Here is a 23,700-nt window from a genome sequence, read left to right as displayed (position 1 = left end):
TCCGAATAGATTTGAGCAAAGCCCAATTTACGCCAACACAAACCCGCTTGCAAAAATCGGGCTGACCATAGATTTTTACTTGCGGGCTTGCGGCGGCTCAGACCGTTTCGACGTCGGCATCGCGCAAGGCTTCCTGCGCCAGCGCCAGCTTCGAGGCCGCATCGCGCAGCGCGGTGCGAAGGCCTTCCTCGATCACGGGATGGTAGAACGGCATTTCCAGCATGCGCGCCACCGTGAGCTCTTGCTGCACGGCCCACGCCAGCAGGTGACCGATGTGTTCCGCGCTGGGGCCGATCATTTCGGCGCCCAGGAAGCGGCCCGTTTCGATGTCGGCATACACGTGCAGCATGCCGCGGTTCTTGAGCATTACGCGCGAACGGCCCTGGTCGCTGAAATCGACCGCGCCGATGACGAACGTGCCCGGCACCAGCTTCGCATGGCCCGCGCCAACCAGCGCGATCTGCGGATCCGAGAACACCACGCCCAGCGGCGCACGCCGCAGGCCCTGGCGCACATCGGGAAAGCGCGCCGCGTTTTCGCCGGCGATGCGGCCCTCGTCGGCGGCCTCATGCAGCAACGGCGCGTCGGCGTTGGCGTCGCCCGCGATGAAGATCGGCGAGCTGCCAGCCTGCATCGTCAACCGGTCGAACTGCGGCACACCCTGCGCATTCAGCGCCAGCGACGTGTTCTCAAGTCCCAGGCCATCGACGTTGGGGCGGCGGCCCGTGGCGACCAGCGCGTAGTCGAAGCGCTCGGTGCGCTCACTGTTGTCCAGCGCGACATAACGCACTTCGACTTCGTCGCCGACGCGGGTCGTTTCCAGGACGCGGGCGTCCGTGTCCAGGTAGAACTCGCGCTGGAAGATCTTGCGCGCGGTCTGGCGCACCTGCGGATCGCTGATGCCGCCCAGGCTGCCGCTCATGCCGAAGACACGAACTTCCACCCCAAGACGGGCGAGCGCCTGCCCCAGTTCCAGCCCGATCACGCCGGGCCCGAAAACCGCGACGCGGTTCGGCAGATCGTCCCACGCAAACACGTCATCGTTGACCACGAGCCGGTCGCCCAGTGCGCGAAACGGCGGCGGCACCGACGGGCGCGAGCCGGTGGCGATCACCACGCGCGAGGCCTGGATTTCGGTATGGTCGTCCACATGCAGCACCGTGTCGGACACGAACTTCGCGTAGCCGCGTACCTTGTCCTCGGCGGGAATGTTCTCGACGCCATCGACCACGAAGCCCACGAAACGGTCACGTTCGTGCTTGACGCGGTCCATGACCTCGGCGCCGTGAACCGTGATCTCTCCGCCGACATGCACACCGAAACCTTCCGTGTGCGCCGCCGCATGCGCGGCCTCGGCGGCGGCGATCAAGAGCTTGGACGGCATGCAGCCCACGCGGGCGCAGGTCGTGCCGTATGGGCCGCCTTCGATGAGCAGCGCGCGCTTGCCCGCTGCCTTGGCCGCGCGATAGGCAGCCAGGCCTGCGGTGCCGGCGCCGATGACGGCAATGTCGGTGTGCAGCGTGTTCATGATTGGGAACCCCCTGTGATGCAAGTTTTTCAGTGTCGAGCAAAGCGCGGCGACGTGCGCCGCGCTTTGCGCCGGGAGGGGGGGACGCCCCCTGCCCGGCCCCATCGCCAGGTGATCAGGCGAAGTGCGCCTTCAGGTCTTCCAGGCCGCCGATCAGGGCGCCGTTGATGAACACCTGGGGCGCCGTGCCCTTGCCCGACACCGCGCCGATCACACGCCCGCGGACCTTGTTTTCGAGGGGGATCTCGATCGGGGCGTAGCCCTTGCTGTCCAGCAGCGCCTTGGCTTCCACGCAGAACGGGCAGCCCGGCTTGGAGAACACGACCACCTGGTCCGGCTTCTTGGCCGACGGCGCGACGTGAGCCAGCATGGTGTCGGCGTCCGAGACTTCAAACGGGTCGCCTTCCTTTTCCGGCTCGATGAACATCTTTTCGACGACACCGTCCTTGACCAGCATGGAATAGCGCCAGCTGCGCTTGCCAAAGCCCAGGTCGCTCTTGTCGACCAGCATGCCCATGCCTTCGGTGAAGGCGCCGTTGCCGTCGGGCAGCAGCGTGATGTTGGCCGATTCCTGATCCTTGGCCCATTCGTTCATGACGAAGGTGTCGTTGACCGACACGCAGACGATGCTGTCCACGCCCGAGGCAAAGAACGCGGGGGCCAGTTCGTTGTACCGCGGCAGGTGGGTGGACGAGCAGGTCGGCGTGAACGCGCCGGGAAGCGAGAAGACCACGACCGTCTTGTTCTTGAACAGGTCGTCGGTCGTGACCTTCTTCCACGTGTTGTCCTCACGAACGGGGAACGTCACATTGGGAACACGTTGGCCTTCGCGGTTTTGCAGCATTCGAATTTCTCCTTGGTAGCTAAATAAATTGGCGGTTTCGATCCGCCATGTGAAGAATCATAAATCTGAACTATCAAACAATCCAATTTAATTAATTCAATTGATTAATAGTTATAGACAATGATTGAATCCCTATAGAAATACGAAAACTATCACAAAGCCGCGATGGGCAGCGTCAGAGTCGCGCGGGCTCGTACCCGGCGTCGCGGATGGCCGCCTCGACCCTGTCGGCCTGGTCGGTTCCCGTGATCGTTACGCGATGCGCGGGCAGGTCGACGGCGACAACGGCGCCCGGGACGGCTTGGTTGACGGCGCTGGTGATCGTCTTGACGCAATGGCCGCAGGTCATGTCGGGCACTTGGAAAGCGATGGTCATGGTTTTTCTCCGGAAGGTTCAAAGGTGGCGCACGGCCACCATGACGGGCAGGTTAAACGTTCCCATTATGGCAAGGTCAAGCGTAGAATGGCGCTTGACCTTCCCATGATGGGAAGGATGAAACTGAGTGTTCCCATTCAGACAGAGACAGCCATGCGCGCAGCAAACCCACCCCCCATCTCCGAACTGGAACTTGCCATTGAAGGCATGACCTGCGCATCTTGCGTCAAGCGCGTGGAAAAAGCCCTGACGAATGTCCCCGGGGTTGCGCAGGCGCAAGTCAACCTCGCAACCGAGCGCGCGCGGGTCTCATTCGACCCTGCTGCTGCCCAGCCGCAGGCGCTGGTCGCCGCCGTGGAGAAGATGGGATACGAGGCCCATCCCATCGCCGCCCAGGACGACCACGCCGAGCGGCAGTCGCAGGCCCGCGACGCCGAGGCGCACCGGCTGCAGCAGGCGTTCTTCGTGGCGCTCGCGCTGACGCTGCCGGTGTTCGCGCTGGAGATGGGATCGCACCTGATTCCCGCCATGCATCATTGGGTGCTCGGCACGATCGGCCAGCAGAACAGCTGGCTGCTTCAATTCGTGCTGACGACCGCCGTGCTGGTGTGGCCAGGCAGGCAGTTTTTCACCAAGGGGCTGGTCGCCCTGTGGCGCCGCGCGCCTGAAATGAATTCGCTGGTGGCGCTGGGCGCCGGCGCCGCGTGGAGCTATTCGGTCGTCGCCACGTTTGCGCCCGGCCTGCTGCCGCAGGCCTCCCGCAACGTGTACTTCGAGGCGGCCGCCGTCATTGTCACGCTCATCCTTCTGGGCCGCATGCTCGAAGCGCGCGCCAAGGGCAAGACCGGCGCGGCCATCAAGCGGCTGATCGGCCTGCAGCCGCGCACCGCGCGGGTGCTGCGCGACGGCCAGGCGCAGGATATTGCGATCGAACGCGTGCGCACCGGCGACATCGTGATGGTGCGGCCCGGCGAGAAGATTCCGCTGGACGGCGACATCGTCGAAGGCAATTCCTACGTCGACGAGTCCATGTTGACGGGCGAGCCGGTGCCGGTCGAAAAGCACCCCGGGATGCAGGCAACGGGCGGCACGCTGAACACCTCGGGCAGTTTCACCTTGCGCGTCACGCACACGGGTGCGGACACCATGCTGGCCCGGATCATCCGCATGGTCGAAGCAGCCCAGGGCGCGCGCCTGCCGATCCAGGCGATGGTGGACCAGGTGACCGCCTGGTTCGTCCCGGCGGTCATGGCGGCCGCCCTGCTCACCTTCCTGGTCTGGTTCTTCCTGGGACCGGAGCCCGCCCTCTCGCACGCGCTGGTCAATGCGGTCGCCGTGCTGATCATCGCCTGCCCGTGCGCCATGGGTCTGGCGACGCCCACTTCCATCATGGTGGGCACGGGACGCGCGGCCGAGATGGGCGTCCTGTTCCGCCAGGGCGACGCCTTGCAGACGTTGCGCGACGTCGATGTGGTGGCCTTCGACAAGACCGGCACCCTCACGCTGGGCAAGCCCACGCTGACCGAACTGGAACCCGCGCCGGGCCATGACGCCCAGCAGGTCTTGCAATGGGTGGCATCGGTGCAGGCGCGCTCCGAGCATCCGATCGCGCTGGCCATCGTGGCGGCCGCCGCCGAACGCAAGCTGGAACTGCTTTCCGCCGAAGGCTTTGCGGCGATCACTGGCGCGGGCGTGGAGGCCACCGTGGCGGGCCGCAAGGTGCTGGCGGGCGCGGCGCGCCTGATGGCCGAACGCGGCATCGATGTCAGCGCGTTCGGCGCACGCGCCACGGATTGGGGCAACGAAGGCAAGACGCCGATTTACGTCGCCATCGACGGTGAGGCCGCCGCGATGATGGCCGTGACGGATCCGGTCAAGCCATCGGCGGTGTCCGCGATTGCCGCGCTGCACGCGCAAGGCCTGAAGACCGCCATGATTACCGGCGACAACCGCCACACCGCACAGGCGGTCGCGCGCCAGCTTGGCATCGACGAAGTTCGCGCCGAGGTCCTGCCCGACGGCAAGGTGCAGGCGATCGCGGCGCTGCGCGAGGGCGGACGCAAGGTGGCGTTCGTGGGCGATGGCATCAACGATGCGCCGGCGCTGGCCGCGGCCGATACCGGCATTGCGATCGGCACGGGCACGGATGTGGCGATCGAGGCGGCGTCCGTGGTGCTGATGGCCGATGACCTGCACGGCGTGCCAAACGCCATCGCGCTCAGCCGCGCGACGCTGGCCAATATCCGGCAGAACCTGTTCTGGGCATTTGCCTACAACGCGGCGCTGATCCCGCTGGCCGCGGGCGCCCTGTACCCGGCTTTCGGGCTGTCGCTCTCGCCCATCTTTGCGGCGGGCGCGATGGCGCTGTCCAGCGTGTTCGTCCTGGGCAATGCGCTGCGTCTGAAGGCCTTCCGCCCCCGCTGGAGGCAAGCATGAACATCGGACAAGCCGCCAAGCAGTCCGGCATTTCGGCCAAGATGATCCGGTACTACGAGAGCATCGGCCTTATCGGGCCCGCGGTGCGCACGGACTCGGGCTATCGCGTCTACAGCGACCAGGACCTGCACACGCTGCGCTTCGTGCGCCGCGCGCGCGACCTGGGGTTTTCGGTGGAGCAGATGAACGAGTTGCTGGCGCTCTGGAAGGATCGCAGCCGGGCAAGCGCGGATGTGAAGCGCATTGCGCTGGAGCACGTCGATGAGCTGGAGCGCAAGGCCGAGTCCCTGCGGGAGATGGCGGCCACGCTCAAGCATCTGGCGCAACACTGCCACGGGGACGAGCGGCCCGATTGCCCCATCCTGGAGAACCTGGGCTGCTCGCACTGATGCCAGGCGGCGGGGCGTTGCCCGCCACCGCGCCTTACTCGCCCGGCTGCGCCTCGGCGGCGCCGCGCCCCTCGGGGCCCGGGGTGGCGTCCTTTTTCCCCCCCCCCCTCCCGGCCGCCGCGGCTGGCCGGGCTCGCCCGGCCCCCCCCGCTTCGGCGGCCGCGGTGGCCACACGCTCACGGGCGCGCGCTTTCGCTTCCAGCACGCCCTGCGCGTCAAGCGTCTCGAACACGGCGATGGATTCCACATGGCCGGTGTGCGGGAACATGTTGATCACGCCCGCGCTCTTGAGCACGTAGCCGCCTTCGTGAACCAGGATGGCCGCGTCCCGCGCCAGCGTAGCCGGGTTACAGGACACGTAGACAATGCGGCGCGGACGTTCTTCGTACGACAGGTCGGACAGCGCCTGCGACACCGCGTGCGCGCCTTCGCGCGGCGGATCGATCAGCATGCGGTCGAAGTAGCCCAGACTGCGCAGCCAGGTGGCGTCGACTTCGAAGAGATTCAGGGTGGCAAAGCTGGTGCGATCGCCCAGGCCGTGGCGCGACGCCGCATCGAACGCGCGATCGGTCAGCGCCTTGCTGCCTTCAACGCCGACGGCCTCGCGGCCTTGCGTGGCCAGCGGCAACGTGAAGTTGCCCAGGCCACAGAACAGATCGGCCACGCGGTCGGTGGGCTGCACTTCCAGCAGCTTGAGCGCCCGCGACACCATCGCCCGGTTGATGGCGTGGTTCACCTGCGTGAAGTCGGTCGGACGGTACGGCATGCGCAGGCCGAATTCCGGCATGGTATAGGACAGCGTGTCGTTGTGCTCGCGCTCCAGCGGGTGCACCGTATCCGGGCCCTTGGCCTGCAACCACCATTGCACGTTGTGCTTGGCCGCAAAGGCGCGCAGGATCGCGATGTCGCCGTCGGTCAGCGGCAGCAGATGCCGCAGCACCAGCGCCGTCACGCCCTCGCCGAGCGCCACTTCGATCTGCGGCATGCGGTCCGGCGCGGACATCGAGGCGATCATTTCGCGCAGCGGGATCAGCAGATCGCTGACGTGGCGGGGCAGCACATGGCATTCGCGCATGTCGGCCACGTAGCTGCTCTTGCGTTCGTGAAAGCCCACGAGCACCCCGCCCTTCTTGGGCACCACGCGCACGGACAGACGCGCGCGGTAGCGGTAACCCCAGGTCGGGCCCTGCAGCGGCGCCAGGATGAGCGCCGGACGCAGCTTGCCGACATGCCAGAAGGTGTCTTCCAGCGCGCGCTGCTTGATGGCCACCTGCGTGGTGGGTTCCAGATGCTGCATGGCACAGCCGCCACAGACGCCGAAATGCGGGCAGCGGGGCACCACGCGTTGCGACGAGGGATGCAGTACCTCATCCACCCGAGCCGTCTCGTAGGAGGGCTTGCGGCGCAGCGTGACCGCGGTGACCCGTTCGCCCGGCAAGGCGCCTTCCACGAAAATGACCTTCCCGTCGCGGCGGGCGATCCCCCTGGCTTCCAGGTCCAGGGATTCGATATTCAAAACGTCAGACATCTCACGCAGTCCAGAATTGCACGCAACCCGTGATTGTAGAAGGACTTCGCGTATTCCCGGAAATCGGGTTTGACGGGGCCGGAGCGGCGGGTGCCACCCCGCCCTGCCCGGCGTCGCGCCGCACATCGCACGCGCAAAAAAAGGGGCTGTTCCGGAATGCCGCCAGGCCAGGCGGCGTTCCGGAGCAACCCCAAAAGGCCGGCGCTTTTGACGGCGCCGCCACGGATATCAGAATGCGCGCGCCACCGAGAAGACGGCGCCGATGCGGCCGGACGGATGGCCGTACTTGGTGGGCAGCCAGTTGTCCTTGGTGGCGCCGACGGCGGCCAGGCCGAGGATCCAGCCCTTCAGGTCCTTGGTCACGCCCAGCTTGTAGTCGACGTAATGGCCAATCGAGTCGCCGTCCATGTTGGTCTGGTTCTTCAGCTTCTGGTAGCCCAGGTGGCCCAGCAGTCCCCAGCCGTCGCCCAGGTCGAACGTGGCCGTGCCGTCCAGGTACCAGGTTCCCTTGCTGTCCGGCGTGCTGAAAAAGTCGCTGGGCGTGTACGAATACTTGAGGCTGTAGTTGCCGTAGGACGCGCCCAGGTACAGGTCGGTGTTGTTGTAGTTGCCGCCCTTGGGCGAGCTGGAGCCGGGATAGTAGTAATGCAGCACGCCCGCATCAAGCGTGAACCCGCCGCCGACATCGCCCTTCCAGCCGCCGTAGAAATCCATTTCCAGATTGCCGTCGGTGAACACGAAGTTGGAGACGTTGGAGTTCCAGTTGCCCAGGTAGAAGCCCGAGCTGTGGTTCAGGTCAAAGCCCAACTGCACGGCGGGACGGAAGTCGGTCTGCGAATAGCCGCGGAAGCGGTAATCGCTGACTATGGTGGCGTTACCGCTGAGCGAAAAGCCGCCACCCAGGTCGGTGGGTTCGGCTTGCGCCACACCTGCAAAACAAGCGGCAAGCGCGAGGGGCAAGGCTAGCAACGTCTTATTCATGGTGCGAAGGTCCTGATCGGATAGTCGGGAGAGCGGACGGCGCGCGGCGCGTCCGGCTGGCCGGCCTGTGCAGGTAAAACCGGCTCAAATCCCTTCAAGCAATGTCCGTGCCAGGTTTCGGCTCCATAGCGCAACCCGCCGCAGCGTCCTTCGGGCGCTGGCAATGCACCATGCTGGTGCTCTGTTATGGGGCGCGGTCAGTGCCGATGCGTCAAAACGGGGAAATCCGGCCCGGCCTGGCCTGGCCCGCCTGGAAAAAAACACCCCGGCACGCGCGAAGCGTGCCGGGGTTGCGTTCAAGTGGAGCGTTGCCCCACGTTGCGGCCAGTGTGATGGCCTGGGACTTTCCGCCTCAGTTGGCCTGGGGCGCGGCAGGCGGCGGGGGCGGCGGGACGTCGCCGGCAGCCGGCGGGGGCGGCGGCGTGCCGGGACGGCCGTCGGCGCCACGCATGCCGGGGCGGCCGTCCGCGCCGCGCATGCCGGGATGGCCCTTGCCGTCCGCGCGGCCTTCCATCTTGGCGTGGCGTTCGGCCATGCGCGCTTCGCGCTCCTTGACGATCTTGGTCACCTGGGCGCGCTGCGTGTCGTTCAGGCTATCCCAGACGGCCAGCCATTGGTCGCGAACCTGCTTGGCCTGGGGCTCGAACGCGTCGCGGCGCTTTTCCGACTGGTCGATGAGGGCGCGAGGATCGAGCTTGCCGCTGTCCAGCTGCGCCTTGAGCAAGTCGTGGCGCTTGCCGCCGGCGGCGCGCATGGCTTCGTGCAGGCTGCGCTGGCTGTCCTGGGCGGTATTGAAAAGGGCCTCCTGCTTGGCGTCGAGTTTCAGCTCGGCAACCTGTGCCTTGGACACGGGGCCGAGTCCGGGGATGAGCAGGCCGTCGCGCATGCCCTTGTGGAAACCACCGCCGCGATGGCCTTCGTGCATGGCGGCCGGGCCGCCATCAGCGGGCGGAGGCGGCGCGGCCATGGCGGAGCCAGCCGCGAAACCGCTGGACGCGGCGACGATTGCAAGGACGGCCAGATTGGAGCGGATAGCGAATCGGGACATGTAGGTCTCCTGGAAGTGAAGAAAGCGAGGCCATTGTGCGATCCCGCTGGTTTCATCCAGGTTTCGTTTGCGGCCGTCTTGTTTCAGTCGATTGCTTCCCCCGCAGACGCGAGAACGGGGCCCCTCGAAGGCCCCGTCCGCATGCTGTCCCATCCACACGATGGGTCGGCATCAGTGAGCGGCTGGCGCGGGTCAGCCCGCGTCCCAGGCCGCCATGTATTCCTTCCAGTGCGGGGCGTCGCTGGCGCCAAGCGTGTCGCGCACTAGCGCGATTTCGGCCTCGTAGGCCGTGCGGTCCAGTTCGCCGCGCAGGAAGCGGAAGCGGCAGTAGACCAGCCACGTATTGACGACATCGGTTTCGCAATACGCCCGCACTTCGTCGGCGCGGCCCATGCTCCAGGCCTCCCACACCTTGCTGCCATCCATGCCCAGCTTGCCGGGAAAGCCGCACAGCTTGGCCAGTTCGTCGAGCGGCGCGTTGGCGCGGCCGTTGTACTTGGCCAGCACGTCCATCAGGTCGACGTGCCGCGTGTGGTAGCGGGAGATGTAGTTGTTGAACTTGAAGTCGCGGTCTTCTTCGCCCATGTCCCAGTAGCGCGGCGCGGGCACGCCCTGGATCAGGCTGCGGTAGTGCAACACGGGCAGGTCGAAGCCCGAGCCGTTCCAGCTGACCAGGCGAGGCGTGTAGCGTTCGATGGTCTTGAAAAAACCCGCCAGCAGCGCCGCCTCGGGATCGTCCGGCTGGCCCAGCGTCTTGACGCGAAACCCCTGGTCGTCGCGGAACACGCAGCCCACCACCGCCACCTTGTGCAGGTGCAAGGGCAGGAAGTCATGACCCACGGCCTCACGCCGGGCCGTCAGCGCGCGCTCGACCACTTCCTGGTCGGGCACGTCGGCGCCCCAGCCGTTGAGCTTGCGCAGCCCGTCGGCATCGGGGATGGTTTCGAGGTCGAATACCAGGGTGGGCGTCATTTGGGCGGCAGGTATTGCATCGGGTCGACCGGCGTACCCTGGCGGCGGATCTCGAAGTGCAGGCGCGGCGAGGTGGTGTCGCTTTGGCCCAGCTCGGCGATCTTGGCGCCGCGCTTGACCGTCTGGCCGGTCTTCACGAGCAGCGAGCGGTTGTGCGCGTACGCCGTGATGAAGCCGTTCTGGTGTTCGACGATGATGAGGTTGCCCAGGCCGCGCACGCCGTTGCCGCTGTACTTGACCAGCCCATCGGCCGCGGCGGTGATCGGGTCGCCCAGCGCGCCGGCGATATCGATGCCCTTGCTGCTGCTGTTAAAGCCCTGCACGATCTGGCCGTTGGCCGGCCAGGCCCAGTTGATGACGCCCGCATCGGCCGCGCGCGGCGCCGGCTTGGTGTCCACGGGCGCCGGAGGCGCGGTGGGGGTGGCGTCGGGCGCGGGCGTGGTGGCCGCGGGGGTTTCGGGCTGGTCCAGCGGACGCGGCTGCGGGCGGGCGCCGGAGATCGGCGCGGTTTGCGCGCCACCGGTGGCGCCGCCGGACATGCGCAGCACCTGCCCCACCGAAATCTGGTTGGGATCGCTGATGTTGTTCCAGCGCTTGATGTTTTCGATGTCGACGTTGTTGGCGCGGGCGATCTTGTAGAGCGTGTCGCCCGGCTTGACCACATAGCTGCCGGACGTCGCCGTCGGCGCGGGTTGCCCGCCGGTCATGTCGACCACGGGGGCACGAGTACCTTTGGATGCGCAGCCGGCCAGGATGGCGAGGCTGAGGACCCCCACTGCAAAGAGCGGGCGGCGCAGGCGCGTCATGGACGCGCCCAAATTCATATCGGTCAGTTGCAACTGCCCGTTGAGCATACGTTTCTCCTGTTGCTCAAGATTGTATTCCGGACCGTAGCGGCACAAAGCGCACGGCCTCTAGTTCGGTTCGTTTCCAGCTTGCCGCGCCCGTGCGTTCGATCAGAACCAGGCGCTGGTTCGAGCCCCCTTCGGGAGCGATGAGACGGCCTCCCGGAGCAAGCTGCGTCAGCAGCGCTTGCGGGATGGCCAGACCTGCGGCAGCCACAACGATAGCATCGAACGGCGCCACGCCGGGCAGCCCCAAGGTGCCGTCGCCATAGATGAGGCGGATCCTTGTGGTGAGCCGCAAGGCGCGTAAATGCTCGCGCGCCAGCTCGTACAAACCGCGGATGCGTTCGATGGTGTGGACGTCGCGCACGAACTGCGCGAGCACTGCGGCCTGATACCCGCAACCGGCTCCGACCTCGAGCACACGGGTGGGCGCGCGGTCTTCGCAAGCAGCCGCGATCATACGCGCGACGACCCACGGCTGGGAAATGGTTTGCGAGTGGCCGATGGGCAAGGCCGCGTCTTCGTAGGCGCGGCTGGCAAGCGCCTCGTCAACGAACAGGTGGCGCGGCACGGCGGCCATGGCGTTCAGGACGCGCTCGTCCGTGATGCCTTGGGTGCGCAGACGCTGGACCATGGCCTGGCGCAACCGTTCCGAGTTCAGACCCAGATTGCTGCCCGCCTGCGGCAGCGGCGCCTGCGCTTGCCGGGGCAGCGTGGCGGCGGAAATTCGCGTGTTGCTGTTGGCCGGCGTGTAGCCCGGACCAAGCCGGCCGGCGTCGTGGCGGGCAGCGCTGGCGCGGCTGGCCGCGCCGGGGGTGAGGTCCGGCTGGCTTATCCGTTTGCGCATAGCGGCTCCGCCCAGGTGCGGATCTCGTCAAGCTGGCTGTGCTGCGTCAGGTCCAGGCGCAAGGGCGTGACCGACACGATGCCCTGCTCGACGGCATGGAAGTCCGTGCCGGGCGTGGCGTCCGCGGCCAGGCCGACCGGCCCGATCCAATAGACCGTGTCGCCGTAGGGCGTGGTCGTGCGCACGACAGGCTGCGACGGATGCCGCTTGCCCAGCCGCGTGACCGCAAAGCCGTGCATGTCTTCGAAGCGGCGGTTGGGGATGTTGACGTTGAGCAGCACCGGCGCCGCGAGGGGCTGGGCCAGATGGCGCTCGACCACCAGGCGGGCTGCGCGCGCGGCCGATTCGATGTGCTCCCAGCCTTTTTCCGCCAGCGAGAACGCGATGGCGGGAATGCCGAACAGATAACCTTCGCTGGCCGCGGCGACGGTGCCCGAATAGAGGGTGTCGTCCCCCATGTTGGCGCCGTTGTTGATGCCCGACACGACGAGGTCGGGACGCGCGTCCATGAGACCCGTCAGCGCGACGTGGACGCAATCGGACGGCGTGCCGTTGACCGCGATGAAGCCGTTGGAGGCGGTGCGCACCGACAGCGGCCGGTTCAGCGTGAGCGAGTTGGAGGCGCCGCTGTGGTTGGTCTCGGGGGCGACGACGGTCAAATCGCCCAGCCCTTCCAGCGCCGCCACCAGCGCCTCTAGGCCGGGGGCCGAATAGCCATCATCGTTCGAAACCAGAATTCGCATTGTGCATCCGAAAGAAAATAAAACGCGGGTGACGCTGCGGATTGTACCCGCGGTAGAATCCGCAGCCATTACTACAACAACGGACTCCCTTTCCATGGCGATAACCGAACCTTCCCTGGCGTTTACCATTGGGCTCGTCGTGCTGGCCTACCTGATCGGCTCGGTGCCGTTCGCCGTGGTCGTCAGCAAGCTGATGGGCCTTCAGGACCCGCGCAGCTACGGGTCCAAGAACCCCGGCGCCACCAATGTGCTGCGCACCGGCAACAAGACCGCCGCCGCGCTGACGCTGCTGGGGGACGCCGCCAAGGGATGGTTTGCGATCTGGCTGGCTGAAAAGCTGGCGCCGGGCATCGGTCCCGTCGCCCTGGCCTGCGTGGCGCTCGCGGCCTTCATCGGCCACCTGTACCCCGTATTCCTGGGGTTCAAGGGAGGCAAGGGCGTGGCCACCGCGCTGGGCGTGCTGGTGGCGATCCAGCCCTGGCTGGCCGTGGCTACCGCTGCGACCTGGCTGATCGTCGCCATTTTCTTCCGGTATTCGTCGCTGGCGTCGCTGGTCGCCGCGTTTTTTGCCCCGGTGTACTACGTGTTCGGGTCGGGCCTGGCCTGGCAGGCGCAGCCCGCGCTGGGCGTGGCCCTGGCGGTCATCGGCATCCTGCTCTTCTACCGCCATCGCGCCAACATCGCCCGCCTGATCCAGGGGACCGAAAGCCGCATTGGCGGCAAGAAGAAATAATTCCCCGAACGGGTATTGATAGAACGGGCGGACTTGGCCGCCCGTTTCATTTCAGGCGATATCGGCCAGATCCCAGCGGGGCTTGACCGTGAAGCTGTGCGCGCTGGCGTCCAGCGTCGCCAATCCCGCCTTGACCCGTTCGGCCGCCGCGAAGGCGATCATCGCGCCGTTGTCGGTGCACAGCTCCAGGGGCGGAAAGTACGCGCGCGCCTTGAGCGGCTTGAGCGCGGCATCAAGCTTGGCGCGCAGGAGCTGGTTGGCCCCCACGCCGCCGGCCACCACCAGCCGCCGCAGGCCGGTCTGCTTCAAGGCGCGGATGGACTTGGCCGCCAGCACTTCCACGATGGCCGCCTGCGTGGCCGCGGCCAGGTCCGCGCGGGTCTGATCGTCCAGGCCGCCGTTCTGCTCGGCCGCCTTGACCCGGGTCAAGACTGCCGTTTTCAGACCGCTGAAACTGAAATCCAGGTCGCCGCTGTGCAGCATGGGCCGCGGCAGGTCAAAGCGCGACGCATCGCCGCTGGCGGCCAGCCGGGACAGCGCGGGTCCGCCCGGATAGCCCAGGCCCATCAGCTTGGCGGATTTGTCGAAGGCCTCGCCTGCGGCGTCGTCCAGCGTTTCGCCCAGGAGTTCGTAGCGCCCCACCCCGTCCACCCGCATGAGCTGGGTATGCCCGCCGGACACCAGCAAGGCGATGAAGGGAAATTCGGGCCGGGGATCGGCCAGCATCGGCGACAGCAGATGGCCTTCAAGGTGATGGATGCCGATGGCCGGCAGGCCGCGGGACCAGGCGAACGCCTGCGCCACGCTCGCGCCGACCAGCAAGGCGCCGGCCAGGCCGGGGCCGGCCGTATAGGCCACCGCCCCGACATCGGACATCTGGATGCCCGCCTCTTCCAGCACCTGGCGGGTCAGCGGAATGACGCGCCGGATGTGGTCGCGCGAGGCAAGTTCCGGCACCACGCCCCCGTATTCCTGGTGCATGGCGATCTGGGTGTGCAGCGCGTGCGCGAGCAGGCCGCGTTCCGTACAGACGGCTGCGACGCCGGTTTCGTCGCAGGAGCTTTCAAAGCCGAGAATGATCATGGCGGCAGAGTTTACAACTGATGCGAAAATACGCCTGTTCTTGAATCGGACGGGGCATGCGCCCCCTCCCGACACAACCTGAAAATCCTGCAAAAACCCTGGGGACTCGAATGCTGGAGAAGCTATTCAAGCTGCGTGAGCACGGCACGACCGCAAGAACGGAAGTCGTTGCCGGCCTGACGACATTCCTGACGATGTCGTACATCATCTTCGTCAATCCGGACATCCTGTCCTCGACCGGCATGGACCGCGACGCCGTGTTCGTCGCCACGTGCCTGGCCGCCGCGCTGGGATCGCTGGTGATGGCATTCATTGCCAACTGGCCGATCGGCATGGCGCCCGGCATGGGCCTGAACGCGTTTTTCGCCTTCACCGTGGTCAAGACCATGGGCTACACCTGGGAGCAGGCGCTGGGCGCCGTGTTCATCTCGGGTGTCATCTTCCTTTTCCTGACGATATCCGGCATCCGGGTCTGGCTGGTCAAGGGCATCCCGCATTCGCTACGCAGCGCGATTGCCGCCGGCATCGGGTTGTTCCTGGCCATTATCGCGCTATCGAGCGCCGGGATCGTGGTCGCGCATCCAGCCACCAAGGTCACGCTGGGCAACCTCACGACGCACGGTCCGCTCTTTGCCATCCTGGGCTTTTTCGTGATCGCATCCCTGGACGCGCTGCGCGTGCGCGGCGCCATCCTGATCGGCATCATCGTCGTCACCGTGCTGTCGATGGTGCTGGGCTACAACGAGTTCAAGGGCATCTTCTCGGCGCCGCCCAGCCTGTCGCCCACGCTTTTCAAGCTGGACATCATGGGCGCCCTGCACTCCGGGTTTGTGCACGTGATCCTGGTGTTCGTGCTGGTCGAGGTGTTCGATGCGACCGGCACGCTGGTGGGCGTGGCCAAGCGCGCGGGACTGGTGCCCGAAGACCGGCCCAACCGCCTGGGCCGCGCGCTGTTCGCGGACAGCACGGCCATCGTTGCCGGCTCGATGCTGGGCACCAGCAGCACCACGGCCTATGTCGAGAGCGCGTCCGGCGTGCAGGCCGGCGGCCGCACCGGCATGACCGCGCTGATCGTGGGCCTGCTGTTCCTGGCCGCGCTGTTCATCTCGCCGCTGGCGGGCGCCGTGCCGGCTTACGCCACCGCCCCCGCCCTGCTCTACGTCGCCGGGCTGATGATGCGCGAGCTCATCGACATCGACTGGAACGACGTCTGCGAGGCCACGCCGGCCGCGCTGACCGCGCTGGTCATGCCGTTCACGTATTCCATCGCCAACGGCATCGCCTTCGGTTTCATCAGCTACGTGGTGCTCAAGACCGCCACGGGCAAGATGCGCGACGTGCACCCGGCCACGTGGCTCGTGGCCGTGCTGTTCGTGATCCGCTACGCGTTCTTCCCGGAATAAGCGCAGTGGCTTGGCAAGGTGTCAGACACCCTGGCGGCGCCTTGCCAACCTGGCGGTCACGTCTGGCAGGGTGTCAGACACCTTGGGCAGGTGTCTGACACCTCATTGTGCAGTCCACACCGCCAATTCGTAGCCGTCCAGGTCTGTGAAATGGAAGCGGCTGCCGCCCGGAAAAGTGAACTCGTCGCGGCTGATGCGCCCGCCCGCGGTCAAAATGCGCTGCCGGATTGCGGCCAGGTCGTCGCCGTACAGGATGACAAGCGGACCGCCGGGGCGCACCGCTTCGCCGGTCGTGAAGCCGCCCGTCAGACGGCCATCGGAAAACTCGGTGTAGGTGGGACCGTAATCCGTGAAGGTCCAGCCGAAGACGTCGCCATAAAAGCGCTTGCTGCGGGCAATGTCCGCGACGTTGAACTCGATGTTGTCGATCTGGTTGTGCTTGCCTCTTGCGCCCATCCGAGCCTCCTGTGTCCGTGTGGCATGCGACCCAAAACGCGGCCGAAAAGCCGCGTTTTTTCTTTGGCTATTGTAGGGATCGGAAAATTCAATCAACCCGGCCAAGGGCATGGTTGCTGGCAGGCGCCGTTGAATTCGCCGATACACTCCCCATGTAGATCAGCATATGGAGTTCATTTTGCGCCCTTCCCCCTTCCCCGCGCTGCACGCCTGTCTTGACCCGGTAAAGGCGCCCGCATGAGCGCCCTGGCGAACGTCCCCTTTTCCGTGCTGGACCTGGCCCCGATTGTGCAGGGCCGCGATGCCGCAGACGCCTTCCGCAATACGGTTGCGCTGGCGCAGCATGTCGAACAGCTGGGCTACAACCGCTTCTGGCTTGCCGAGCACCACAACATCAACGGCGTGGCCAGCAGCGCCACGGCCGTCCTGATCGGACACGTGGCCGGCCACACCCGCACGCTGCGCGTCGGTTCGGGCGGCGTCATGCTGCCCAACCACGCGCCGCTGATCATTGCCGAACAATTCGGCACGCTTGAAACCCTGTACCCCGGACGCATCGACCTGGGCCTGGGCCGTGCACCGGGCAGCGATGGCGCCACGCAGCAGGCGCTGCGCCGCAGCCCGCGCAGCGGCCTGGAGTTTCCCGCGCTGGTCGAGGAACTGCGCGCATACCTCGCGCCTTCGCGGCCCGGCCAGCCCGTGCGTGCGATTCCCGGCGAAGGCCTGGACATCCCGATCTGGTTGCTCGGGTCGAGCGACTTCAGCGCGCGCATGGCGGCCGAATTGGGCCTGCCCTTCTCGTTCGCGGGCCATTTCTCGCCGGAAGGCATGGCCGCGATGCGCTTGTACCGTCACTTGTTCAAGCCTTCCGAGACGCTGTCGCGCCCTTACGCCATGATCGGCGTGCCGGTCATTGCCGCGGAATCCGACGAAGCTGCCCGCTTCCAGTCCACCACGCAGCAATTGAAGTTCCTGTCGCTGGTGCGCGGCCATCGACTGCAGTTGCAGCCGCCCGTCGAAAGCATGGACGGCTTGTGGAACGAATGGGAGCGTGAAGCGGTCAATCAAAGATTGGGCGCTGCGATCGTGGGCGGCCCGGACACCGTCAAGCGCAAACTCGAAGCGCTGGTCGCGGAAACGCAAGCCGACGAGGTCATGATCGTGTCCGACTTCTACGACATCGCAGACCGCCTGCGCTCTTTCGAGATCGTCGCGTCCTTGAAAAACGGCGCGGGCGTCTCGACTCAATCCGCGGCCTGAGGGCCGCAAACCGCGCTTTGCACAGCGCCAACCATTGCGACGCAGCCTTCACCGGTTCTACTATTGCCTAACAAGCACCTGGCAACTACGCGTCGCCGCAATACGCCGGGACGGAAACCGGCGTTTTCAGCCACTGCTTTTCGCCGCCCCGCGGCAAGGATTCCACATGAGTATTGTTGAACTCACCAAAGACAGCTTCCAGGAAGCCATCACGCCCGACGGCACCCTGATCGTCGATTTCTGGGCGCCCTGGTGCGGCCCGTGCCGCGGCTTTGCCCCGGTCTTCGAACAGGCAGCCACCGAGCATCCGGACGTCACGTTCGCCAAGGTGAACACCGATGTGGAGCAGGAACTGGCCGGCGCGCTGGGCATCCGCTCGATTCCCACGCTGATGGTCTTCCGCGAAAAGGTTCTGCTGTTCTCGCAACCGGGTGCCTTGTCCGGCGGCCAGCTCAATGAGCTGCTCGCAAAGATCAAGGAAGTGGACATGGAAAAGGTCCATCAGGAAATCGCCGCGGCGCAAGACAGCCAGGACGCGTAAACACCAAGGGGCCCTCACCGGGCCCCTTCCTTTTGCACTAGGTCAGTGCAGCCCCACCGTTGCGCAAGCCGTGGCGCATCCCGGCCTGCGCCCACGCGCGCGGCCGGGCTAGGACACCACTTCCCACCCGGACCGGCCGCGCGTGATGTTTGCCGCGGTGACTTCCAGGTCCGGCACGGCCGCGCGCGGCACCGTGAACGTGAGCACGACGCCGTCGGCGTTGTAGTCTTCCTGCCCGATGGCGGCGCCTGCCTGCGCCAGCCGCGATTTCAGCAGCGCCATTTCCGCAAAGCCGCAGGCGCAGCGCACGGTCGCAAGATCGACGATCTCGGTGCGCTCTCCCAACCGCAGGCAATTGGCCGCGCATCCGCCGTAAGCCCGCACCAGTCCGCCCGCACCGAGCTTAATCCCGCCATACCAGCGGACCACCAGCACCGCGACACGATCCATGTCCTGGCCTTCGATGGCCTGCAGGATCGGCCGGCCGGCCGTGCCGCCCGGCTCGCCATCGTCATTGAAGCGGTATTCCTGTCCGATGCGGTACGCCCAGCAGTTGTGCGTGGCCTCGGGATCGCTATGCTCGGCAAAGAAGCGCATGGCGTCATCGATCGTGGCGACCGGCGCGGCATACGCGGCAAAGCGGCTTTTCTTGATGTCTTCCTGGTAGGTGCAGGGAGCGGTCAACGTGTGCGTCATGCCCGGCATTGTAAGTGCGCGGATCGCGCGGCTGCATGCCCCGGGCGGCGTGGCCGCGCGCAGTGGCCATGAGGCCGCATCAGCCGTGGCAGTCGGGAACTTCCTGGTCCAGATAGACGTCGAAGGCGACGTCGCGCGCCCATTTCGTGGTCATGGCCTTCCACGCGCCGGCGCGGTCCCAGGCGCGCATCTCCTGGCCAAGCCAGGCGCGCGAGGCTTCGTCCCGCGCAGGCACAAGCCACACGCGCTCGTGGCGGGCGCCATCCGCGGCAAGCGTCGAGGAGAATTTCTTCCATTCCGGAAAGCGCATGAGGGGCTCCCACACGGCGTCGTCGACCAGGCCGATGTCGCACTCGCCTTCGCGCACGGCAACGAGCGCGTCCGACGGCACGCGATAGGTCTTGACCGTCGCGCCCCAGCTTTGCGCCAGAGCTTGGGCCTGCGTGGCCGCCTCGGCCATGCACACGCTGCGGCCCTGCACGTCGGCGGGCTTGCGCAGCCGCGTGTCGCTGCGGATCACCGCCTTGGGCCGTGCGGCATAGCCGGTGGCTTGCACCGCGACGGTCTGCGGCTGTCCGTCGGCATTGTCGGCCAGCACCAGATCCACGTCGCCGGCGGCGAGCGCGCGGGCGGCGTCGCGCGCCGGCACCTGCACCAGGCGCACGGGCAGTTTCAGGCTTGCGCCCAGCCTTTCGGTGATGGCCGCATCCAGGCCTTCCGGCGTGCGGATCTTGGCGCCCGCGGCGGGTGGCGGAGCCAGGTACGGCACGCCCACGACCAGTTCGCCGCGCGTGCTGGCCGCCGCGAAGACATTGGACTGCACCGCGGGCTGAGCTTGCGCCAAGCCCGCGGCCAGCAGGCCGGCGGCAAGGACGAATGGGCGGATGCAGGACAACATGACGGGCTTTGCGACCTTAGACGTACTGGTAACGCAGCAGGCGATGCTTGAGGTTTTCAAGCACGAACTGGTCGATCAGGGCGGCCAGCACGGCGATGACGAGGATATTGGTCATGACCCCGGTCATGTCGGCGATTTCGCCCGAATACGCCAGCGACCGTCCCAGCCCCTTGCCGAAGCCGATCAGCATTTCAGCCGAGATCAGCGCCCGCCAGGCATTGCCGAACGCCAGTTGCGCGCCGGTGATGAGCTCGGGCATGACCGCGGGCAGATACACCCGCTTGATCAGCCCCCAGCGGGTCGCGCCCATGACGCGCGCTGCCGACACGTGCACGCGCTGCACGGATTCGGTCGCGTTCATCACGCTGAGCGCGGCCGGGAAAAACGCCGCCAGCGCCACGACCACGATGATGGGCGTATTGCCAAAGCCCATCACGATGAGAAACAGCGGCACCCACGCGATGGACGGAATCGACTGCAGGATGACGATGGCGCTGCGCAGGACTTCGCGAAAGAAGAACAGCACGGCTGCCACGAGGCCGAAGCCGACACCGGCGGCCAGGGCCAGCCCGTAACCCGCGCCCAGGCGTCCCAGTGTGCCCAGGAGGCTTTGGTGGAACGACTGCTTGCCCAGGTCTTCGAACAGACGTTCGACCACGGCGGGCACGCCGGGCATCAGGAAGTCGGGCAGCGCGAAGGCCGCCAATTGCCAGATGGCCAGAATGAACAGGACGCCCAAAACGCCCGCAAGATGCTTGCGGGCGCCGGTCACTCGGGTAGACGCGCTCAAAGCTTGCGAGCCTCTTGCCAGGACAGGTCGACGATGCTGGAGACGTCGTACGGCTTGCCGTCGCGCGTCTTGAGCGATCCCTGGGCTTGCAGGATGTCAGCGATTTCCTGCATGCGCGCCGTGTCTTTCTCGGTCAGCTTGGGCGTGAACACCTGCGTGCTGATGGCTTCGGAAATGACCGTTTCGCGCGGCAGCTCGCCACGGTTCAGCGTCTTGAGCGTGGGCTCGGCAATGAAGTAGGACGCGATCAGCTTGGACGCCTGCGCGGGTTCCTTTTGCAGCAGCGTGATGGCCTGGTTCTGCGCGTCCAGCGCCTTCCAGACGTCGTCCTTGCGCTTGGCCAGCGTTTCGCCCGACGTGATCACGACCATGCACGGGAACGGCCACGCCTCGCCCACTTCATAGATCTGCTTGACCGGCGCGATCAGCTGCGCAATGCGGTCGTAGGGTTCGAACAGGAAGGCGGCGTCCACGCGCTTGCCCACCAGCGACTGCACAGCCACGGCCGGGCTCACGCCCATGACGTTGACGTCGTCGGCCGTCAGGTTGCCCGACTTGAGTACGACGCCCTTGAGCACCACGTCAGCGGTGCTGCCTTCGGCCTGCGAGGCCAACGTCTTGCCCTTCAGGCCGGCGATGTCCTTGATGCCCGAATCGTCGCGCACGATGAGCGAGTGATAGCCCTGCTGCGCGCCGCCCACCACCTTCAGGTCCGCGCCCTTGGAGGCCCAGGCGACCGCGTTGGTAAAGCCCAGCACGCCGATGTCGAGCTGGCCGCCGACGATGGCCTTGATGAGGTCGGTGCCCGATTTGAATTCGATGAGTTCGGAATCCAGGCCGGCCTTTTTGTAATAGCCGCCCTCTTGCGCGACGATGGCCTGCGCGTCATCCATCACGCGCAGGTAACCCACGCGGAACTTCTCGGCGGCCATCGCGGGGGCAGCCGCCAGCAGCGCCGCGGCCAGTGGCAGGGACAACCATTGCTTCAGTTTCATCAGGAGCTCCAGGAAATTCAGGAAGCGGCCGCGCCCGGGCGTGGCCGCAGGATATGGGTTTGAAGGATCAAGCCGCCAGCGCGATGTCCGAGTGCGCGTCCGCGCCACCGACCCCGATGCCCAAGAGGCGCAGGATCTCGCGCTTTTCAGCGGCCAGGTCGGACAGGTCGTGCGTCTTGGCGCGATGTGCCAGGTTGAATTCGCGCAGCACCCGCGCCGGGCGCGGGCTGAAGACGACGATGCGGTCGGCCAGGAACAAGGCCTCGTCGACGTCGTGGGTCACCAGCAGCACGGTGGGCTTTTCCTGCGCGATGAGCTGGCGCAGCACGTCCTGCAGGGCCAGGCGGGTCAGCGCGTCCAGCGCGCCGAAGGGTTCATCCATCAGCATGGTCTGCGGCTGCGCGATGAACGCGCGGGCCAGCGCGGCGCGCTGGCGCATGCCGCCGGACACCTGATGGGGATAGTAGTGTTCGAAGCCCGCCAGGCTGACGCGCGCCAGCCATTCGCGCGCCGCCTCGCGGGCGCGCTTCTTGGGCGTGTTCTGGAATTCCAGCGCCAGCGCCACGTTGTCTTCCAGGGTCAGCCAGGGATACAGGGCGTGTTCCTGGAACACCAGCGTGCGGCTGGGATGGGGACCGGCGACTTTGGTGCCGTCGGCCAGCACGCTGCCCTGCGTGGGCATTTCAAGCCCTGCCGCCAGATGCAGCAAGGTGGACTTGCCGCAGCCGGACGGGCCGACCAGCGCGACCAGCTCGCCGGTCTTGAATTCACTGGTGAAGCCGTCGACGACAGGCAAGTCGCCGAACTGCTTGTGGACGTTGTCGAAAATAAGGTTCATGGACGAATCGTCAGGGCGCGAGAAAACGAGCCTCAAATCTAACAATTCGTTATATGAATCCAAACGATCAATATCGAATGTCTTAACTTCTTCTAGTAATAAAGATCACGCTGACGAGGCCGTCGCCTGTCCACGCGTGGCGGCCCGCTGCAATCCGAACGCAATCAGCAAGCCCATCGTGACCGACAGGGAGGCCGCCAGGAAAATCGCCGGATAGCCGAATCCGCTGGAGATGTAGCCGGCGATGGGACCGGTCACGCCCAAGGCGAGATCCAGGAAGGCCGAATAGGCGCCCAGCGCGGCGCCGCGGCTGCCGGCCGGCACGCGCGCCACGGCTTCGACGCCGATGGCCGGAAACACCAGCGCAAAGCCGCTGCCGGTAAGCGCGGCGCCCAGCAGCGCCATGCCTGGGTTGGGCGCCAGCCACAGCAGCAACAGTCCGGCGGCCTCCACCACGAACGACACCTGCGCGACCCGGAAGCCGCCAAAACGGGTGATCGTGCCGGCAAACAGCAGCCGCACGCCGATGAATGCGCCGCCGAACGCGCTGAGCGCATTCGCGGCACCCTCCCAGGAGGCGCTGGCGTAATACAGCGCAACGAATGCCGCCAACGTGCCAAAACCCACCGACCCCAGGCCCAGCGCCATGCCGTGCGGAAACACCCGCAGCACCACGCTCTTGAAGGCCATCCGGTGGCCGCCCACGATGGCCACGGCAGGACGCACCATGGCCAGGCCCAGACCCGCCAACCCCAGCAGCAGCACCGCGCCGCCCAGCGCGCCCATGCTCCAGTGCTTTTCAAGCTGCACGCCCAGCGGCGCGCCGAGCGCCAGCGCACCATAGGTGGCGATGCCATTCCACGAAATGACGCGCGCCGTGTGCAGCGGCCCTACCCGCGCAATGGCCCAGGTGGCCGAACCGGTGCCCACCCAGCTCTCGCCGAAGCCCAGCGCCAGACGGCTCAGGATGATGGCCGCCAGACTCAGCCAGGCGGTGCGCTCGAAGGCATAAGCAAGCAGCAGGAAGACGCCACTGATCGCGCAGGCGGCCATGCCGATGACGACGGTCTGCTTGGGGCCGACCATGTCGGCCATCCGGCCGGCGTGCGAGCGGCTGAGCAAGGTCGCCACGTACTGCACGCTGATCGCCAGGCCCGCCAGCACGGAGCCATAGCCCAGGTTGCCGTGCACGTAGCCCGGCAGCACGGCCAGCGGCAGGCCGATGGCCAGATAGCAGATGAAGGTGAAGAAGGCGATGGCTACGATGCGGGCCGTCAGGGTGAACGTGCCGATCTGCGCGCCATCGGGCGCGGCATGCTGAGAGGGAGACATTTGGGGACAAAGGCAGGCCTGGCCGGACAGGCGCCAGGATCGGGGCGGATGATAGCGCAGCGCGGTTTGCTGACGGCTGAATGCGCGCACCGCGGCTGGCGCGCTGGGCCGCAGGCCAGAAGGCAGGCGGGCTCA

The 23,700-nt window shown here is 66.5% G+C and carries 24 protein-coding genes; 6 read left to right on the top strand and 18 right to left on the bottom strand.

Annotated elements, in window-relative coordinates:
- Window positions 1-97 precede the first annotated feature (97 nt).
- The 3 genes from KVT32_RS15510 to KVT32_RS15500 form a co-directional block, all read right to left on the bottom strand.
- Window positions 98-1,528, bottom strand: a complete 1,431-nt coding sequence (locus tag KVT32_RS15510; RefSeq protein ID WP_217618470.1) for a dihydrolipoyl dehydrogenase — start codon at window positions 1,526-1,528, stop codon at window positions 98-100.
- A 115-nt stretch (window positions 1,529-1,643) separates the two neighbouring features.
- Window positions 1,644-2,372, bottom strand: a complete 729-nt coding sequence (locus KVT32_RS15505; protein WP_056317387.1) for a glutathione peroxidase — start codon at window positions 2,370-2,372, stop codon at window positions 1,644-1,646.
- A gap of 175 nt (window positions 2,373-2,547) precedes the next feature.
- Entirely contained in the window at window positions 2,548-2,748 is a 201-nt protein-coding gene (locus tag KVT32_RS15500; RefSeq protein ID WP_175155414.1) for a heavy-metal-associated domain-containing protein, read from the bottom strand.
- 153 nt (window positions 2,749-2,901) lie between these two features.
- Here KVT32_RS15500 and KVT32_RS15495 point away from each other — a divergent pair, with 153 nt between their 5' ends.
- On the top strand, window positions 2,902-5,184 hold the full coding sequence (locus KVT32_RS15495) for a heavy metal translocating P-type ATPase (RefSeq protein WP_217618469.1): 2,283 nt from the start codon (window positions 2,902-2,904) through the stop codon (window positions 5,182-5,184).
- Window positions 5,181-5,573 (top strand): Cu(I)-responsive transcriptional regulator, encoded by a 393-nt coding sequence (gene cueR, locus KVT32_RS15490; RefSeq protein ID WP_056317380.1) that lies wholly within the window; start codon window positions 5,181-5,183, stop codon window positions 5,571-5,573. The genes KVT32_RS15495 and cueR overlap by 4 nt, the downstream gene beginning before the upstream one ends.
- Window positions 5,574-5,607: 34 nt before the next feature.
- Here cueR and rlmD read toward each other — a convergent pair whose 3' ends face one another.
- The 7 genes from rlmD to surE form a co-directional block, all read right to left on the bottom strand.
- Window positions 5,608-7,101, bottom strand: coding sequence for a 23S rRNA (uracil(1939)-C(5))-methyltransferase RlmD (gene rlmD, locus KVT32_RS15485; protein ID WP_217618468.1), 1,494 nt, complete (start codon window positions 7,099-7,101; stop codon window positions 5,608-5,610).
- Between the two features lie 228 nt (window positions 7,102-7,329).
- Window positions 7,330-8,082, bottom strand: a complete 753-nt coding sequence (locus tag KVT32_RS15480; RefSeq protein ID WP_056317376.1) for a TorF family putative porin — start codon at window positions 8,080-8,082, stop codon at window positions 7,330-7,332.
- A 352-nt stretch (window positions 8,083-8,434) separates the two neighbouring features.
- Window positions 8,435-9,130: a hypothetical protein gene (locus tag KVT32_RS15475; RefSeq protein WP_217618467.1), complete on the bottom strand. Its 696-nt coding sequence runs from the start codon at window positions 9,128-9,130 to the stop codon at window positions 8,435-8,437.
- 192 nt (window positions 9,131-9,322) lie between these two features.
- The gene (locus tag KVT32_RS15470; RefSeq protein ID WP_217618466.1) at window positions 9,323-10,102 is read right to left on the bottom strand and encodes a 3'-5' exonuclease; all 780 of its coding nucleotides are present in this window, start codon (window positions 10,100-10,102) and stop codon (window positions 9,323-9,325) included.
- Window positions 10,099-10,956, bottom strand: a complete 858-nt coding sequence (locus tag KVT32_RS15465; protein WP_142055435.1) for a peptidoglycan DD-metalloendopeptidase family protein — start codon at window positions 10,954-10,956, stop codon at window positions 10,099-10,101. Before KVT32_RS15465 ends, KVT32_RS15470 begins: the two co-directional genes overlap by 4 nt.
- A gap of 16 nt (window positions 10,957-10,972) precedes the next feature.
- Window positions 10,973-11,797: a protein-L-isoaspartate(D-aspartate) O-methyltransferase gene (locus KVT32_RS15460; RefSeq protein ID WP_217618465.1), complete on the bottom strand. Its 825-nt coding sequence runs from the start codon at window positions 11,795-11,797 to the stop codon at window positions 10,973-10,975.
- On the bottom strand, window positions 11,782-12,540 hold the full coding sequence (surE, locus tag KVT32_RS15455) for a 5'/3'-nucleotidase SurE (RefSeq protein WP_062841180.1): 759 nt from the start codon (window positions 12,538-12,540) through the stop codon (window positions 11,782-11,784). The genes KVT32_RS15460 and surE overlap by 16 nt, the downstream gene beginning before the upstream one ends.
- Window positions 12,541-12,634: 94 nt before the next feature.
- Here surE and plsY point away from each other — a divergent pair, with 94 nt between their 5' ends.
- On the top strand, window positions 12,635-13,273 hold the full coding sequence (plsY, locus tag KVT32_RS15450) for a glycerol-3-phosphate 1-O-acyltransferase PlsY (protein ID WP_175155408.1): 639 nt from the start codon (window positions 12,635-12,637) through the stop codon (window positions 13,271-13,273).
- Window positions 13,274-13,324: 51 nt separating this feature from the next.
- Here plsY and tsaD read toward each other — a convergent pair whose 3' ends face one another.
- Window positions 13,325-14,356 (bottom strand): tRNA (adenosine(37)-N6)-threonylcarbamoyltransferase complex transferase subunit TsaD, encoded by a 1,032-nt coding sequence (gene tsaD, locus KVT32_RS15445; RefSeq protein WP_056317357.1) that lies wholly within the window; start codon window positions 14,354-14,356, stop codon window positions 13,325-13,327.
- A gap of 110 nt (window positions 14,357-14,466) precedes the next feature.
- On the opposite strand from tsaD, the gene KVT32_RS15440 reads away from it, so the two are divergent.
- Entirely contained in the window at window positions 14,467-15,759 is a 1,293-nt protein-coding gene (locus KVT32_RS15440; RefSeq protein ID WP_056317354.1) for an NCS2 family permease, read from the top strand.
- A 102-nt stretch (window positions 15,760-15,861) separates the two neighbouring features.
- Here KVT32_RS15440 and KVT32_RS15435 read toward each other — a convergent pair whose 3' ends face one another.
- On the bottom strand, window positions 15,862-16,215 hold the full coding sequence (locus KVT32_RS15435; protein WP_175155406.1) for a VOC family protein: 354 nt from the start codon (window positions 16,213-16,215) through the stop codon (window positions 15,862-15,864).
- Window positions 16,216-16,452: 237 nt separating this feature from the next.
- Here KVT32_RS15435 and KVT32_RS15430 point away from each other — a divergent pair, with 237 nt between their 5' ends.
- Complete coding sequence (locus tag KVT32_RS15430; RefSeq protein WP_152384338.1) at window positions 16,453-17,475, top strand: LLM class flavin-dependent oxidoreductase; 1,023 nt, start codon at window positions 16,453-16,455, stop codon at window positions 17,473-17,475.
- A 166-nt stretch (window positions 17,476-17,641) separates the two neighbouring features.
- Entirely contained in the window at window positions 17,642-18,016 is a 375-nt protein-coding gene (locus KVT32_RS15425) for a co-chaperone YbbN (RefSeq protein WP_006388150.1), read from the top strand.
- A 108-nt stretch (window positions 18,017-18,124) separates the two neighbouring features.
- Here KVT32_RS15425 and KVT32_RS15420 read toward each other — a convergent pair whose 3' ends face one another.
- The 6 genes from KVT32_RS15420 to KVT32_RS15395 form a co-directional block, all read right to left on the bottom strand.
- Entirely contained in the window at window positions 18,125-18,712 is a 588-nt protein-coding gene (locus tag KVT32_RS15420) for a YigZ family protein (protein WP_056318721.1), read from the bottom strand.
- Window positions 18,713-18,791: 79 nt separating this feature from the next.
- Entirely contained in the window at window positions 18,792-19,610 is an 819-nt protein-coding gene (locus tag KVT32_RS15415; RefSeq protein WP_152384336.1) for a transporter substrate-binding domain-containing protein, read from the bottom strand.
- A gap of 16 nt (window positions 19,611-19,626) precedes the next feature.
- Window positions 19,627-20,400, bottom strand: a complete 774-nt coding sequence (locus KVT32_RS15410; protein WP_056317341.1) for an ABC transporter permease — start codon at window positions 20,398-20,400, stop codon at window positions 19,627-19,629.
- Window positions 20,397-21,395, bottom strand: coding sequence for an ABC transporter substrate-binding protein (locus KVT32_RS15405; protein ID WP_056317339.1), 999 nt, complete (start codon window positions 21,393-21,395; stop codon window positions 20,397-20,399). The genes KVT32_RS15410 and KVT32_RS15405 overlap by 4 nt, the downstream gene beginning before the upstream one ends.
- 67 nt (window positions 21,396-21,462) lie before the next feature.
- On the bottom strand, window positions 21,463-22,233 hold the full coding sequence (locus KVT32_RS15400) for an ABC transporter ATP-binding protein (RefSeq protein WP_062841186.1): 771 nt from the start codon (window positions 22,231-22,233) through the stop codon (window positions 21,463-21,465).
- 105 nt (window positions 22,234-22,338) lie between these two features.
- On the bottom strand, window positions 22,339-23,565 hold the full coding sequence (locus KVT32_RS15395; protein ID WP_175155404.1) for an MFS transporter: 1,227 nt from the start codon (window positions 23,563-23,565) through the stop codon (window positions 22,339-22,341).
- Window positions 23,566-23,700: the final 135 nt, after the last annotated feature.

The organism is Achromobacter sp. GbtcB20 (genome assembly GCF_019091095.1).
Classification (GTDB): Bacteria; Pseudomonadota; Gammaproteobacteria; order Burkholderiales; family Burkholderiaceae_B; genus Achromobacter; species Achromobacter mucicolens.
Note: the sequence above shows the minus strand (reverse complement) of the source record. Positions and strands in the feature narration are given on the sequence as shown.